Genomic DNA, 14879 nt, shown 5'->3' with positions numbered 1-14879 from the left:
GTGGGGTCTACCGGTTGCCGAAGGACTTGAGCAGCGAGGCGACGGCCGGGCCGGCCGCGTCGACGCCGTGGCCGCCGCCCTGCACCTCGGCCGCGACCGCGATGTTGCCGCGGTAGGCGGTGAACCAGCTGTTGGTGGTGGCCGCGCCGGCGACCTCGGCGGAGCCGGTCTTGGCGCCCGCGTTGTCGGTGATCCCGGCCATCACGGCCTGGGCCGTGCCGCCGGTGGCGGTGGCGTTCATCATCGCGCGCAGCTTGCCGGCGACGTCCGGCGAGATCTGGCGGGCGGCCGGCTGCTGCGGCAGGCCGGCGACCAGGATGGGCTGCTTGAACGCGCCGCTCTGCACGGTCGCCGTGATCGAGGCGATCGCCAGCGGGTTCATCTGGACCTTGCCCTGGCCGATGTAGTTCATCGCCTGCTCGTCCTTGCTGCCCGGGGTGGCCGGGATCTTGCCGTCCGAGTTCGGCAGGCCGGTCTTCCACTCCAGGCCGACGCCGTAGACGTCCTTGGCGGTGGCCGCGAGCGTCTCCGGCTTCAGGCTGGTCAGGCCCTGGTTGATGAAGGCGGTGTTGCAGGACACCTTGAAGTCGTCCTGGAGGGTGTTGTTCGGGAAGGCGCCCGGGAAGTCGTTCGGGATCGCCACCGGGTTGCTGCTCTTCTCCGGGCAGGCCACGTTCGAGTCCGGGTTGATCCCGGCCTCCAGCAGCGCCGTCGAGGTGACGATCTTCATCGTCGAGCCGGGCGCGAGCAGGCCCAGGAAGGCCCGGTTCTGGCCGTTGGACGGCGCGTTGGCGAAGGCCAGCACCTGACCGGTGCTCGGCTCGATCGCGACGATGGAGCCCTGCTTGCCGCCCAGGTCGGTCATCGCCTTCTCGGCCGCGGCCTGGATGGCGTTGTCGATCGTCACCTTGAACGGCTTGCCCGGCTTGGGTTCGACGATCGTGAACAGCTTGTCCGGGGCGGTCTTGCCGGCCGGGTCGCTGATGACGACCGCGCTGCCCGCGTCCTGGTCCTTGTTCGGGTCCGGCGGCAGCAGCTTGCGGGCGTTGTCCTGGAGGGTCGCCAGCGACGCGGTGAGCGAGGGGGCCTGCAGCGGCTTGCCGTTGCGGTCCACGGCGCTGGACGGCGGGGCGAAGACCTGCTGGGTGGCGATCGTCTCGTTCCCGGACAGGTGCGGGTGGAGCACGCTCGGGGCCCAGTGCACGGCCGGGGTGTCGTCGCTCATCTTCACGACGCCGAGGAAGCCGTTGTAGTCCCAGACCCGGGCGGTGCCCTCGAACTCGGCGCGCGCCTTGAAGCCCATCAGCACGCCGGTGGGCGCGGGGGTGGCGGCGGCGGACGGCGAGTCGCTCGCGCCCGGCGTGCCGGCGGCCGAGGGGGTCGCGGACGCGGAGGGTGCGCCGGACGGCTTGGCCGGGGTGGGGGTGCCGGTGGCCGAGGCGAAGGCCTGCGGGGTGGCCGGGCCGGACGGGGTCAGCGTCAGCGCGCTCGGCTTGACCTGCTCCTTGAAGGCGGTCAGCGCGGCCGTGGCGGCGTCCGGGTTGTCGGTCAGCGAAGCCGCCTTGGCCACGTCGCCGGCCGCCCAGGCCGCCAGGAAGTCCTTGGCGCCGCTGGCCGCCTGGTCCGCGGAGGGGGGTTCGGCGACCACCGTGCGGGGCTTCTTGGCCGAGCCGGACCCGTCGCCCGAGCCGTTCACCAGGCTGTACGCGCCGTAGCCGCCGCCTGCGAGCACGGCGACGGACACGCCGGTGATGATGCCGATTTTCGCGCCTTTGCGCATGGTGCTGCTCCCCCAGGGGTCGGGCGACTAACGCGGTACTGACCCCCCACCCTAGGCAGGCCGACTCGGTGCGCCGACGAAACGCCCGGGAGTTGTGACGGTTCTGGTACGTGTCGAACACCGTATGCGTACGGTCCCCGCACTCCCGGCCGGACCGGGGCGCGGCGGGCCGGCCCGGCCCGGAGCCGGCTCAGATCCAGCTGTTGAACCACATCCGCCGGCGCCAGTCGTCCATCGGGATCGTCTGTCCGGAGAACAGCGGGAAGAAGAACAGGAAGTTCCAGACGATCAGCAGGACCAGCAGGCCGGCCGACGCGCCGCCGATGATCCGGCGGTCCCGGGAGGCGCCCGGGGGCCCGATCATCGCGCCGAGCATCATCGTCACCGCGAGCACCAGGAACGGGACGAAGGCGACCGCGTAGAACAGGAAGATCGTCCGCTGCTGGTACTCGAACCAGGGCAGGTAGCCGGCCGCCAGGCCGCACAGCACCGCGCCGGCCCGCCAGTCCCGCCGGGCCGCCCAGCGCCACAGGCAGTACACCAGGGCGATGCAGCCGGCCCACCACAGCAGCGGGGTGCCGAGGCCGAGCACCTCGCGGGCGCACTCGGCCGCGGTGCAGCCGTCCTGGCCCGTCTTCGGGGACTCGTAGTAGAAGGAGACCGGCCGGCCGAGGACCAGCCAGCTCCACGGGTTCGACTGGTAGGTGTGCGGGTCGGTCAGGTGGGTGTGGAAGTCGTACATCGTGGAGTGGTAGTGCCACAGGGCGCGCAGGCCCTCCGGGATCCACGGGTAGTCGGTGCTCCGGCCGGCCGCCCAGTCGCGGCCCCAGCCGCCCTGGCCGGGCGCGTTGCTGCTGGCGAACCAGCCCCACCACGAGGCGACGTAGACCCCCAGCGCGACCACGACGACCGAGACGAAGGCCGGCAGCGCGTCCCGGGTGAGCGCCGCCAGGTACGGGCGCGGGGCCCCGGCCAGGCGGCGCGCGCCCGCGTCCCAGAGCACGGTCATCAGGCCGAAGGCGGCCGCGACGTACAGGCCGCTCCACTTGGTCGCGCAGGTCAGGCCGACGCAGACGCCGGCCGCGATCCGGTACGGGCGCCAGCCCAGGCGCACCCGCTGGGCGAGCGCGGCGTCCGCGATCCCGTCGAGCCGGGCGGCCAGCAGGGCCCTGGTGCGGTCGCGGTCCAGGATCAGGAAGCCGAAGGCGGCGAGGATCCAGAACATCACCACGAGGTCCAGCAGGGCCGAGCGGCTGAGCACGAAGTGCAGGCCGTCCACCGAGAGCAGCAGGCCGGCCACGCAGCCCAGCAGGGTGGAACGGAACAGGCGGCGGGCGATCCGGGCGATCATCAGCACGGACACCGTGCCGAGCAGGGCCACCGCGAAGCGCCAGCCGAAGGGGTTCATCCCGAACAGCCACTCGCCGAAGCCGATGATCCACTTGCCCACCGGCGGGTGGACGACGTAGCCGGCCATCGGGCGGTAGGGGGCCGTCCCGTCCTTCATGATCTGCTCGTTGGCGCCGTCCGGCCAGTTGATCTCGTAGCCGCCGTGCCAGAGCGCGTACGCGTCCTTGGCGTAGTACGTCTCGTCGAAGATGATCGCGTGCGGCTCCCCGAGGTCGGTGAACCGCAGGATCCCGGCGAAGACCGCGACGGCGACCGGGCCGAGCCAGCCCGACCAGCGGCACAGGAACGCCCACAGGGCCGGCGGCACCGCGATGCCCAGGCGCAGCAGCAGCGGGGACGGCGGGACGTCGTCCGGCGTCACCCCGGGGCCGTCCGGCATCGGCGGCACGAGGCGTTCGGTCAGCGGCGCGGCCGGGCGCGGCGCGTAGCCGAAGCCGGCCAGGCGTCGGCGCCAGGCGGCGGGCCGGTCGGCGGGCGGGTCGGCGGGCGGGTCGGCCACCGGCGGGCGCGGGGCCGGGACGGCGGGCACGGAACCGGACGGCAGGTCCGTCGCGCCGAGGCCACCCGGTGTGGTGCGGTCTCTACCAGTGGGCGTCTGCGCCGCCGTGTCGCCGTTCATCCGCCACATCGTAGGCGCGCGGTCCTATCGTCGGACCGGCCCCTCGGAAGCTGCCCGAATCGTCACCATAAGCACGCGGGCTGGAAGGATGGGGCCCGTGACAGGAGTACTCGTTCTCGCAGGCACCCCCATCGGCGACGTCTCGGACGCCCCGCCCCGGCTGCTCACCGAACTCTCGACCGCGGACGTGATCGCGGCCGAGGACACCCGGCGGCTGCGCCGGCTGACCCAGGCGCTCGGGGTGACCCCCGCCGGGCGGGTGGTCTCCTACTTCGAGGGCAACGAGGTCGGCCGCACCCCCGAACTGGTCGAGGCACTGCTCGGCGGCGCCCGGGTGCTGCTGGTCACGGACGCAGGCATGCCGTCCGTGTCCGACCCCGGCTACCGGCTCGTCGCCGCGGCGGTCGCGGCCGACGTCAAGGTCACCGCGGTGCCCGGGCCGTCCGCGGTGCTCACCGCGCTCGCCCTGTCCGGGCTGCCCGTCGACCGCTTCACCTTCGAGGGCTTCCTGCCGCGCAAGACCGGCGACCGGGCCCGCCAGCTCGCCTCGATCGCCGCCGAGCCGCGCACGATGGTCTTCTTCGAGGCGCCGCACCGGATCGCCGAGGCGCTCGCGGCGATGGCCGAGGCCTTCGGGCCCGAGCGGCCCGCGGCGGTGTGCCGCGAGCTGACCAAGACCTACGAGGAGGTCAAGCGCGGCCCGATCGGCGAGCTGGCGGCCTGGGCGGCCGAGGGCGTCAAGGGCGAGATCACCGTGGTCGTCGCCGGGGCCCCGCCGGCCGCGCCGCAGGAGCTCACCCCGGCCGAGCTGGCCCGCCTGGTCGCCGTCCGCGAGGAGGCGGGGGAGCACCGCAAGGAGGCCATCGCCGCCGTCGCGGCGGAGCTGGCGCTGCCCAAGCGGGAGGTGTTCGACGCCGTCGTCGCGGCGAAGAAGGAGGGCTCCGGGACCGGGAAGCACGGCCCGGCCGGTACCGGGAAGTAGGACCCGGCCGGTGCCGGGAAGCAGGGCCCGGCACCACGGGGGAGGGGGCGCCCGCGGCCACGGGGAAGTGGGCGCGGGCGGGTACGGGTTCGAACGGGTTTGATAAGCCGGTGAATTCCGGGGGTTGCGTGGCGGGCGGTGCGTCGTACCTTGGAGTGAAGGCCCCGGTAAACGCCAACTGAGCTGAAGCTTTGGCCGCGGTTTCCGCAATGGATCCGACCTTTCGTCTAGGGATCCCCAACCCGCATCCAAGTCTTCACAAGCAGGGCATCGCCAGGGGCGGTCCGGGCATTTCCTGGAATGGAAAGACCCAGCCGGGCGAGCGCCCGGCGGGCGCTGGGAGACGGCTATGAGCGAGACGATCGGTAGCCCCCTCGGTGGCAACGCGCTGAGCGACCCCGTCCCGGCCGGGCGGGCGCACACTCCCGTCGAGACCGTTCGGGAGGCCTACTCCTTCGCGTGCCTGAAGTGCGGGTACGGGTGGGAGCAGGCGTACGACATCGAGCACCACGTCGCCAGGGACGGCCACGTCGTGTTCGAGTACCACGCCAACGGTGTCCGGGTACCGTCCCCGCTGCTCAAGCCGACCTGCCCGGGGTGTGGTGGACACACCGTCCGGATCATGCGCGAGGGCCGGGTGGCCGTCGCCGACCAGCCCTGGCAGCACGCCCCCGGCTACCCGGCGCACGCCGAGCCGGCCGGGCCGCCCGCGGTGTCCGGGCCCGCGCAGCCGCGCGGACGCTGGGCCCGGTTCTGGTCGCGGTTGCTGGGCTGACACCAAGGCGCGCACCGGGGCGCGCAGCGGGGCCGTCCTCCCGTGACCGCCGGGGCGGTCCCCGGGCGGCCGGTGTCTGCGGTCGGCGGGGGCGGCTCCCGGGCGTCCGCGGGGCGGAACGCGGTCGAGGGCCGCTCGCGTGCCCGACTAAGCTTTCCGACCATGGCGGCCACTGCAGACCACAGCACCACCGGGGCGAGCGCCCCGGCGTACTACGTTTCCACCCCGATCTACTACGTCAACGATCGCCCGCACCTGGGCCACGCGTACACCACCGTGGCGGGCGACGTCCTCACTCGCTGGCACCGCCAGCGCGGCGAGAAGGTGTGGTACCTGACCGGCACCGACGAGCACGGTCAGAAGATCATGCGGACCGCCGAGGCCAACGGCGTCACCCCGCAGGAGTGGTGCGACAAGCTGGTCGAGGAGGCGTGGAAGCCGCTCTGGGAGCACCTGGAGATCGCCAACGACGACTTCATCCGCACCACCCAGCAGCGCCACACCGACCGCGTCCAGGAATTCGTCCAGGACCTGTACGACAAGGGCGAGATCTACAAGGGCGGTTACTCCGGCCCGTATTGCGTCGGCTGCGAGGAGTTCAAGCTCCCGGCCGAACTGCTCGACGGCGCCACCGCGGACGAGAAGCTCTGCGCCGTGCACAAGCGGCCGGTGGAATGGCTGGAGGAGGAGAACTACTTCTTCCGTCTCTCCGCCTACGGACCGAAGCTGCTGGAGTTCTACGCCGCCAACCCGGACTTCATCCAGCCCGCCTCGGCGCGCAACGAGGTGCTGCGCTTCGTCGAGCAGGACCTGAAGGACCTGTCGATCTCCCGCTCCACCTTCAACTGGGGCGTCCCGCTGCCCTGGGACGAGAAGCACGTCCTGTACGTGTGGGTCGACGCGCTGCAGAACTACATCACCGCCGCCGGCTACGGCAGCGACCCGGAGCGCTTCGCCGAGCTGTGGCCCGCCTCCGTCCACCTGGTCGGCAAGGACATCCTGCGCTTCCACGCGGTGATCTGGCCCGCCATGCTGATGGCCGCCGGACTGCCGCTGCCCAAGCGGGTCGTCGCCAACGGCTGGCTGATGGTCGGCGGCGAGAAGATGTCCAAGTCCAACCTGACCGGCATCGCGCCCACCGACCTCACCTCGCACTTCGGCGTGGACGCCTACCGGTACTACTTCCTGCGCGCGATCCCGTTCGGCACCGACGGCTCCTTCTCGTGGGAGGACTTCACCGCCCGGTACACCTCCGAACTCGCCAACGACTTCGGCAACCTGGCCTCCCGCGTCGCCGCCATGGTCGGCAAGTACTTCGACGGCGTGCTGCCCGCCGCGACCGCGTCCGGCGAGGCCGAGAAGGCCGTCCAGGACGGGCTCGCCGCCGCCGTCGCCGCGGCCGACCGGAAGATCGGCGAGGACCTCGACTTCGCGGGCGGCCTCGCGGCGATCTTCGAGTTCGTCAAGCAGGTCAACGGCTACATCAGCGACCAGGAGCCCTGGAAGGTCGCCAAGGACGACTCGGCCGAGGGCCGGGCCCGCCTGGCCACCATCCTGTACACCGCCGCCGAGTCGCTGCGCGCCACCGCCGTCCTGCTCAACCCGGTGATGCCGGCCACGGCCGAGAAGCTGTGGGCGTCCCTCGGTGCCGAGGCCGGACTGGGCGCGCTCGCCGCGCAGACCGTCGCCACCACGGCCGACTGGGGCCGACTGCCCGTCGGCGCCACCGTCACCAAGGGCGAGATCCTCTTCCCGCGCCTCGAAGAGAAGCCCGCCTCCTGATGGCGAAGAAGGACGACGACCGGTCGACCCCGCCGCCGCTGCCGGAACCCCTGGCGGTGGCGGTGGCCGACTCGCACACCCACCTGGACATGCAGTCCGGCACGCCCGAGGAGGGCCTCGCCCGCGCGGCCTCGGTCGGGGTCACCACCGTCGTCCAGGTCGGCTGCGACGTGCCCGGCTCGCACTGGGCAGTCGAGCTGGCCGCCCGGTTCGAGCAGGTCCACGCGGCCGTCGCGCTGCACCCCAACGAGGCGCCGCGGATCTTCCTCGGCGACCCCGACGGCTGGTCCGGGCAGCAGCGCCCGGCCGGCGGTGCGGCGGCGCTGGACGAGGCGCTCGCCGAGATCGACGCCCTCGCGGCGCTGCCGCAGGTGCGGGCCGTCGGCGAGACCGGCCTCGACTACTTCCGCACCGGGCCCGAGGGCGTGGAGATCCAGAAGGAGTCGTTCCGCCGGCACATCGAGATCGCCAAGCGGCACGGCAAGGCCCTGGTCATCCACGACCGCGACGCCCACGAGGACGTCATCGCCGTCCTCCTGGAGGAGGGCGCCCCCGAGCGGACCGTCTTCCACTGCTACTCGGGCGACGCGGAGATGGCCAAGGTCTGCGCCGAGCACGGCTGGTACCTGTCGTTCGCGGGCCCGGTCACGTTCAAGGCCAACCAGCCGCTGCGCGACGCCCTGCTGGCGACCCCGCTCGACCGCGTCCTGGTCGAGACGGACGCGCCCTTCCTCACCCCGCACCCCTACCGCGGCCGGCCCAACGCGCCGTACCTGATCCCGGTCACGGTCCGGTCGATGGCGGCGACGCTGGGGCTGCACGAGGACGAGCTGGCGACGGCGATCGCGGCGAACACGGCGCGGGCGTTCGGGTACTGAGCCGGGGGCGCCTCGTTCGTGGGTGCCGGGGTTGGGGCCGGGGCTGGGGCTGGGGCTGGGGCTGGGGCTGGGTGCCGGTGCTGGTGCTGGGTGCCGGGGCTGGGTGCCGCCCGGTTCGGGGGTACCGAACCCGGTGCGTCCGGTCTGCGGGCGGCATCGGGAACCCGTCCGTCCGGTCCGGCGCGTCCGGACGGCAGGGCCCGCGCCCGTATCCTTGGCCCGTGAGCACCACCGAACCCACCCCTGACAGCCACCTGCTGGGCGCCGCCGACATCCGGGAGCTGGCCGCCGCGTTCGGCGTGAAGCCGACCAAGCAGCGCGGGCAGAACTTCGTCATCGACGGCAACACCGTGCGGCGGATCGTCCGGGCCGCCGACGTGACGGAGCAGGACGCGGTGGTGGAGGTCGGCCCCGGCCTCGGGTCGCTGACGCTCGCCCTGCTGGAGGTCGCGCGGCACGTCACCGCCGTCGAGATCGACCCGGTGCTCGCGCAGCACCTGCCGGACACCGTCGCCGCCCGGATGCCGGGCAAGGCCGACGCCTTCGACCTGGTGTTCAGCGACGCCATGGAGGTCACCGAGCTCCCCGGCCCGGCCCCCACCGCGCTCGTCGCCAACCTCCCGTACAACGTGGCGGTGCCCGTCCTGCTGCACATGCTGGCCACCTTCCCCAGCATCGAGCGCACCCTGGTGATGGTGCAGAGCGAGGTCGCCGACCGGCTCGCCGCCAAGCCCGGCAACAAGGTGTACGGCGTCCCGTCGGTCAAGGCCAACTGGTACGCCGACGTGAAGCGGGCCGGCGCCATCGGGCGCAACGTCTTCTGGCCCGCCCCCAACGTCGACTCCGGCCTCGTCTCGCTGATCCGCCGCGAGCCCCCCAGGACCACCGCGAGCCGCGCGGAGGTGTTCGCGGTGGTCGACGCCGCGTTCGCCCAGCGGCGCAAGACCCTCCGGGCCGCCCTGGCCGGCTGGGCCGGCTCCGCCGCCGGGGCCGAACAGGCCCTCGCCGCCGCCGGGATCGACCACAAGCTGCGCGGCGAGATGCTGACGGTGGAACAGTTCGCCGCCATCGCCGAGCACAAGCCGAAGGCTGGGAACGAGTGATCACCGTACGGGTGCCGGCCAAGGTCAACGTCCAGCTGGGGGTCGGCGGCCTGCGCGCCGACGGCTTCCACGACCTGGCCAACGTCTTCTTCGCCGTCGCCCTCGGCGACGAGGTGACGGCCACCCCGGGCGACGGCCCGGGCATCACGCTGACCTGCTCCGGCCCGGACGCCGGCGCCGTCCCGCTCGACGACGGCAACCTCGCCGCCCGCGCGGCCCGGCTGCTCGCCGCCCACCACGGCATCGCCGACCCCGCCGTGCACCTGCACATCGCCAAGGCCATCCCGGTCGCCGGCGGCATGGCCGGCGGCAGCGCCGACGGCGCGGCGGCACTGGTCGCCTGCGACGCCCTGTGGAAGCTGGACACCCCGGCCGACGTGCTGCTGGAACTCGCCGCCGAACTCGGCTCCGACGTGCCGTTCGCCCTGGTCGGCGGCGTCGCCCTGGGCCGCGGCCGGGGCGAGATCCTGGAGCCGCTCCCGGTCGAGGGCACCTACCACTGGGTCTTCGCCGTCGCCGACGGCGGCCTCTCCACCCCCGCCGTCTTCCGCGAGTGCGACCGCCTGCGCGACGAGGCCGGCACCGGCTCCAGCGCCGTCGACGTCCCCACCCCCGACGCCGACCCCGCGCTGCTCACCGCCCTGGCGGACGGCGACGCCGTCGCCCTCGCCGCCGCGCTCTCCAACGACCTCCAGGCCGCCGCCCTCTCGCTGCGCCCCGCCCTCGCCGCCACCCTGCGGGCCGGCACCGAGGCGGGCGCGATCGGCACCCTCGTCTCCGGCTCCGGGCCGACCTGCGCGTTCCTCGCCAAGGACGCCGACGGCGCCGCCGCCATCGCCGCGGCCCTGCGCGCCTCCGGCACCTGCCCGAGGGCGCACGCCACGTACGGGCCGGTCGCGGGGGCCGCGGTGGTGGACCGGCCGCTGTAGGGGATCGGCCCCGGTGATGCATCGGCCCCTGTACTGGGGCCGAGCTCGGCGGTGCGGGCGGTGAGCTCGGCGGTGCGGGCGATTCGGCGGGCCCATTAGGCTGGGGAGATCGGGGCGTCCCCGAGAGGGGCGCCCGGCCGGGGAACGGCGGGCCGCCCCGGCACCGCCGAACCCCCCAGGAGCGCAGCACACGTGGCCGTCAACCTCGCCACCATCGAGTCCGTCACGAAGGTCTACGGCACCCGCGCCCTGCTCGACGCGGTCAGCCTGGGCGTGAGCGAGGGCGACCGGATCGGCGTCGTCGGCCGCAACGGCGACGGCAAGACCACCCTGATCCGGATGCTCGCCAAGCTGGAGGAGCCCGACGGCGGCCGCATCACCTGGAACGGCGGCCTCGAACCGGCCGTCCTCACGCAGCACGACTCGCTCGACCCGAAGGCCACCATCCGGCACGAGGTCATCGCCGACCGCGCCGACCACGAGTGGCTCGGCGACGCCCGCATCCGCGACATCATCGAAGGCCTCTTCGGCGGCCTCGACCTGCCCGGCTTCGCCGACGGCCTGGACACCGTGATCGGCCCGCTCTCCGGCGGCGAGCGCCGCCGGATCGCCCTCGCCAAGCTGCTCCTCGGCTCGCCCGAGCTGATCATCCTCGACGAGCCCACCAACCACCTCGACGTCGAGGGCATCAACTGGCTCGCCCAGCACCTGCAGAAGCGCCGCTCGGCCCTCGTCTGCGTCACCCACGACCGCTGGTTCCTCGACCAGGTCTGCACCCGGATGTGGGACGTCCAGAGCGGCTCCGTCCACGAGTACGAGGGCGGCTACTCCGACTACGTCTTCGCGCGCGCCGAGCGCTCCCGCATCGAGGCCGTCGAGGAGCAGAAGCGCCAGAACCTCGCCCGCAAGGAGCTCGCCTGGCTGCGCCGTGGCGCCCCCGCCCGCACCTCCAAGCCGCGCTACCGCATCGAGGCCGCCAACGCCCTGATCGCCGACGTGCCGGAGCCGCGCGACAAGTCCGAGCTGATGAAGTTCGCCAACGCGCGCCTCGGCCGGACGGTCTTCGAGCTGGAGGGCGTGACCGTCAAGGCCGGCCCCAAGCTGCTCCTGGAGAACCTCACCTGGCAGCTCGGCCCCGGCGACCGGATCGGCCTGCTCGGCGTCAACGGCGCCGGCAAGACCTCGCTCCTGCGCGCCCTGCGCGACGCGTACGCCTCCGAGGGCGACGTGCAGCCGGACTCCGGCGTGATCAAGGTCGGCAAGACCGTCCGGCTCGCCTACCTGTCCCAGGAGATCGCGGAGCTGGACCCGGAGGTGCGCGTGCTCCAGGCCGTCGAGCAGGTCCGCTCGCGCGTCGACCTCGGCAAGGGCCGGGAGATGAGCGCCGGCCAGCTGTGCGAGCAGTTCGGCTTCGGCAAGGACAAGCAGTGGACGCCCGTCGGCGACCTCTCCGGCGGCGAGCGGCGGCGACTGCAGCTGCTGCGCCTGCTCATGGACGAGCCCAACGTGCTCTTCCTCGACGAGCCGACCAACGACCTCGACATCGAGACGCTCAACCAGCTGGAGGACCTGCTCGACGGCTGGCCCGGCTCGATGGTCGTCATCAGCCACGACCGCTTCTTCATCGAGCGGACGACCGACGTCGTGCACGCGCTGCTCGGCGACAAGCGGATGCGCATGCTTCCGGGCGGCGTCGACGAGTACCTGGAGCGCCGGGCGCGGATGGCCGCCGCTGCGGCTGCTGCCGCGTCCGCGGCCGCTCCCGCGGTCGAGGAGGCCGCCGGGGCCGGGCTCTCCGGCGGGGACCTGCGCGCCGCCAAGAAGGAGATGCAGAAGCTGGAGCGGCAGATCGCCAAGCTGGACCAGAAGGAGTCCAAGCTGCACGCCCAACTCGCCGAGCACGCCGCCGACTTCTCCAAGGTCGCGGAGCTGGACGCGCAGCTGCGCGCCGTCCGGGAGGGGAAGGAGGAGCTGGAGATGAGCTGGCTGGAGCTGGCCGAGCAGGTCTGACGGCCCTACGGGGTGAGCAGGGCTTCGAGCTCGTCCGCCGCACGGCCCAGCGCGCTGCGCGCCGGGTCGTGCGGCTTCGTCGGGCGGGCCGCGGGGCCCGTCGGCGGGCGGTGCTCACGGGCGGCGGCGGTCAGGTCGTCCAGCGCCCGGCGCACCCGGTCGACCTCGGCGGGGTCCGGCACCCGCCCGCCGTACCGGAGCTGCGCCGCGTACGCCGCCACCGCGCCGCCCAGCCGCTCCAGCGCCGCCGTCGCCGGCAGCCACTGCTCGGCGAGCCGGCCGGTCGGGGGCGGTTCGGCGAGGCCCTGCTGCACCTCCAGGCGGGCGTCCGCGAGCGACCGGTACGCGGTGCGGCGCAGCCACACCTCGGCCCGTCCGGCCGTCGTCACGGCGTCCAGGTAGGACCGGAGCGTGGTGGCCGCGTCGACCACCCGCGGCTCGATCCGGTGCCGCGGGCGCTCGGGCCACAGCAGGTAACCGAGCAGCAGGACGATCGCGCTCGCCAGGGCCGTGTCCAGCACCCGCGGCCGGAACTCGGCCGCGCTGCTCTGCCCGCCGAGCTGCAGCAGGAGCAGTGCCATCGGCGTCATCGCGACCGTCGTCAGCCCGTAGTGCGCCGCCGTCGCGTACGGCAACAGGGCCACGCAGAGCGCGGCGACGGCGGTGAGGATCCACTCGTCGGTGGTCACGCCCACGACGGCGGCGGTGAGCGCGACGCCCAGCACGGTGCCGACCGACCGGCTCACCGCGCGCAGGAACACCGAGCCGAGGTCCGGCTTGAGCACGAACGCGATCGTCATCGGGACCCAGTAGCTCTTGCTCAGCGGGTAGTTGGCGGTGACCGCCGCACCCACCGCGGTGCAGAGCGCCACGCGCAGCCCGTACGCCACCGAGCCGCGCGACAGCAGGCGCGCCCGGATGCGCCACGGGTCGGGCGGCGGCGCGGGGGCGGTGCCGAGCACCACCTCCCGGCCGGCCACCGTGTCCGCGGCGGCGCGCAGGGCGGCGTCCAGGGCCTGGCGAGCGGGGGTGTCGGGGCGCCAGTCGGGGACGGTGATCTCGCTGCCGCCCTGTTCTATGGCGCGTGCGAGGCGGACAGGGACGTCGGCGACCTCGGGCGGGACGGGGCGGCGCGCCCACAGCAGGCCGGTGGCCGCCTCGGAGGTGGCCAGGGCGGCCTCGTACCGGGGATCGGTCCGGTCCGGGTGGAAGTCCTGCACCTGGTTCAGCCGGGCCGTCAGGACCCGGCGCGAGGCCGGACCCTGCGGGGTGCCGAGATCGGCCAGCATTCGGCCGAGCGCGTCGTACGCGGCGGCCAGGGCGCGGTCGCGCTCGTCGACGTGACCGGCCGGCAGCCCGAGGACGAGGACGAACGCCGCACCCGCCAGCATCATCGGCGCCGCCGCCCACCACGGATGCGGCAACGGCATCCCGCTCCCCAGCGCCGTCGACACCAGCAGCAGCATGCCGGCGGCGGAACCGCGCGGGCCGGTGGCGCTGAGGGCGCCGGACACGAACGCGGTGACGGTGAGCGCCGCGCCGAGGACCAGCGGCGAGACGTGGACGTACTGCAGCACCGTCCCGATCAGCATTCCGAGGGCGGAGGCCAGCAGGGCCGTCCCGATCCGCCGCACCCGCAAGCCGTTCGGCTCGGCCCGGTCGTTCATCGTCGCGTGCATCGCCCCGAGCCCGGCGAACACCCCGAGATCCAGCCGGTGCGCGAGGAGCCCGACGGAGAGCGGCACCCCCATCCCGGCAGCCGCCCGCACCACCAACGCACCCGGGAACACGACCCGCGTCGGCCGCACGGCCCGGGCCCACCAGGCGGTGGCGGGGATCTCCTCGACAGGCATGCGGTCACGTCCGTTCTGCGGCCAGGGGTCGCTGCTGTGCGACATTGCGCGGCAGATCGGGTCGTACACCGCGATCCTACCGGCCCGAGCGCGCCCGCCCGCCCGTTCGTACCGATCGCACCCAAGCGCACCAAGGCTGACGGTGCCGATCGCTAGCATGACCCGTACCGGCAACCCGTCGGGGTGGTGGCGTTGCCGACAGTGACTACAAGGCTCAGTAGTTGACGGTGTGTTGCGGACCGCCATCCGCAGCGGGGGAGAGGTGTTCGCTGTGCCAGGAGAAGTCCCGCCCGGTCCCAGGCCGAAGCCGGACCAGCCCGTGGGGGTACCGGAGACGCCCAACGTCGCGGACCTGGTGTCCGCGTTCGGCAAGCAGGACGTCAAGGTGGAGCTCGACACGCTGACGGCGTTCGCCAACAAGATCGAGGCACTACTGCAGACGATGGAGGGCTCGGCAGCGGCACCCGACAAGCTGCAGGCGCAGAAGCTGACGGGGAAGGTTCTGATCAGTGGCGCCTACAGCGAGCATGTGGTGGAGGCGACGGCTCTAATGGGTGCCTACGACAAGGTTCACACCCAACTCGTCAAGCTCCACAAGGACTTCGCCTCCCAGATCGAGGCTATGAAACTCGCGGTGGCCAAGACGGCCGGCAGCTATGCGGGCAACGAGCAGGCAACGGTCGACGCGCACAAGACCGTGCACGCGAACTTGGGCGGGGCAGGCGGGGCAGCGTCGAAGAGCATCGAGGGGCTGTGAC

At 73.3% G+C, this 14879-nt stretch carries 11 protein-coding genes; 8 read left to right on the top strand and 3 right to left on the bottom strand.

What is annotated here, in order from left to right; genetic code table 11:
- Nucleotides 1–7: 7 nt before the first annotated feature.
- Both ACFVU9_RS21295 and ACFVU9_RS21290 read right to left on the bottom strand, forming a co-directional pair.
- Nucleotides 8–1780 carry a penicillin-binding transpeptidase domain-containing protein gene (locus ACFVU9_RS21295; RefSeq protein WP_380444245.1) on the bottom strand — a complete coding sequence of 591 codons (1773 nt, stop codon included), beginning with the start codon at nt 1778–1780 and terminating at the stop codon, nt 8–10.
- Nucleotides 1781–1970: 190 nt separating this feature from the next.
- Nucleotides 1971–3809, bottom strand: a complete 1839-nt coding sequence (locus ACFVU9_RS21290; protein ID WP_387595390.1) for a dolichyl-phosphate-mannose--protein mannosyltransferase — start codon at nt 3807–3809, stop codon at nt 1971–1973.
- Between the two features lie 97 nt (nt 3810–3906).
- On the opposite strand from ACFVU9_RS21290, the gene rsmI reads away from it, so the two are divergent.
- The 7 genes from rsmI (at nt 3907) to ACFVU9_RS21255 (ending at nt 12268) form a co-directional block, all read left to right on the top strand.
- Complete coding sequence (rsmI, locus tag ACFVU9_RS21285; protein ID WP_387595387.1) at nt 3907–4791, top strand: 16S rRNA (cytidine(1402)-2'-O)-methyltransferase; 885 nt, start codon at nt 3907–3909, stop codon at nt 4789–4791.
- A gap of 349 nt (nt 4792–5140) precedes the next feature.
- Complete coding sequence (locus ACFVU9_RS21280; protein ID WP_380444251.1) at nt 5141–5566, top strand: hypothetical protein; 426 nt, start codon at nt 5141–5143, stop codon at nt 5564–5566.
- Nucleotides 5567–5728: 162 nt separating this feature from the next.
- On the top strand, nt 5729–7348 hold the full coding sequence (gene metG / locus ACFVU9_RS21275) for a methionine--tRNA ligase (RefSeq protein WP_380444253.1): 1620 nt from the start codon (nt 5729–5731) through the stop codon (nt 7346–7348).
- On the top strand, nt 7348–8226 hold the full coding sequence (locus ACFVU9_RS21270; RefSeq protein WP_380444255.1) for a TatD family hydrolase: 879 nt from the start codon (nt 7348–7350) through the stop codon (nt 8224–8226). Before metG ends, ACFVU9_RS21270 begins: the two co-directional genes overlap by 1 nt.
- A 221-nt stretch (nt 8227–8447) precedes the next feature.
- The gene (gene rsmA / locus ACFVU9_RS21265) at nt 8448–9329 is read left to right on the top strand and encodes a 16S rRNA (adenine(1518)-N(6)/adenine(1519)-N(6))-dimethyltransferase RsmA (RefSeq protein ID WP_380444257.1); all 882 of its coding nucleotides are present in this window, start codon (nt 8448–8450) and stop codon (nt 9327–9329) included.
- A complete protein-coding gene (locus ACFVU9_RS21260; protein ID WP_387595382.1) occupies nt 9326–10258 on the top strand; it encodes a 4-(cytidine 5'-diphospho)-2-C-methyl-D-erythritol kinase in 933 nt (310 codons plus the stop codon). Before rsmA ends, ACFVU9_RS21260 begins: the two co-directional genes overlap by 4 nt.
- A 192-nt stretch (nt 10259–10450) precedes the next feature.
- Nucleotides 10451–12268 (top strand): ABC-F family ATP-binding cassette domain-containing protein, encoded by a 1818-nt coding sequence (locus ACFVU9_RS21255; protein WP_387595379.1) that lies wholly within the window; start codon nt 10451–10453, stop codon nt 12266–12268.
- A 5-nt stretch (nt 12269–12273) separates the two neighbouring features.
- On the opposite strand, the gene ACFVU9_RS21250 is transcribed toward ACFVU9_RS21255, so the two are convergent.
- Nucleotides 12274–14121 (bottom strand): FUSC family protein, encoded by a 1848-nt coding sequence (locus tag ACFVU9_RS21250; protein WP_387595376.1) that lies wholly within the window; start codon nt 14119–14121, stop codon nt 12274–12276.
- 319 nt (nt 14122–14440) lie between these two features.
- On the opposite strand from ACFVU9_RS21250, the gene ACFVU9_RS21245 reads away from it, so the two are divergent.
- The gene (locus ACFVU9_RS21245; protein WP_387595373.1) at nt 14441–14878 is read left to right on the top strand and encodes a hypothetical protein; all 438 of its coding nucleotides are present in this window, start codon (nt 14441–14443) and stop codon (nt 14876–14878) included.
- Nucleotide 14879 lies beyond the last annotated feature (1 nt).

Source organism: Kitasatospora sp. NPDC057936, from assembly GCF_042887525.1.
GTDB lineage: Bacteria > Actinomycetota > Actinomycetes > Streptomycetales > Streptomycetaceae > Kitasatospora.
Note: the sequence above shows the minus strand (reverse complement) of the source record. Positions and strands in the feature narration are given on the sequence as shown.

Coding starts and splice junctions, on each gene's coding strand:
- metG (WP_380444253.1), top strand. CDS start 5,729: ATGGCGGCCACTGCAGACCACAGCACCACCGGGGCGAGCGCCCCGGCG.
- ACFVU9_RS21250 (WP_387595376.1), bottom strand. CDS start 14,121: ATGCCTGTCGAGGAGATCCCCGCCACCGCCTGGTGGGCCCGGGCCGTG.
- ACFVU9_RS21290 (WP_387595390.1), bottom strand. CDS start 3,809: ATGAACGGCGACACGGCGGCGCAGACGCCCACTGGTAGAGACCGCACC.
- ACFVU9_RS21270 (WP_380444255.1), top strand. CDS start 7,348: ATGGCGAAGAAGGACGACGACCGGTCGACCCCGCCGCCGCTGCCGGAA.
- ACFVU9_RS21280 (WP_380444251.1), top strand. CDS start 5,141: ATGAGCGAGACGATCGGTAGCCCCCTCGGTGGCAACGCGCTGAGCGAC.
- ACFVU9_RS21295 (WP_380444245.1), bottom strand. CDS start 1,780: ATGCGCAAAGGCGCGAAAATCGGCATCATCACCGGCGTGTCCGTCGCC.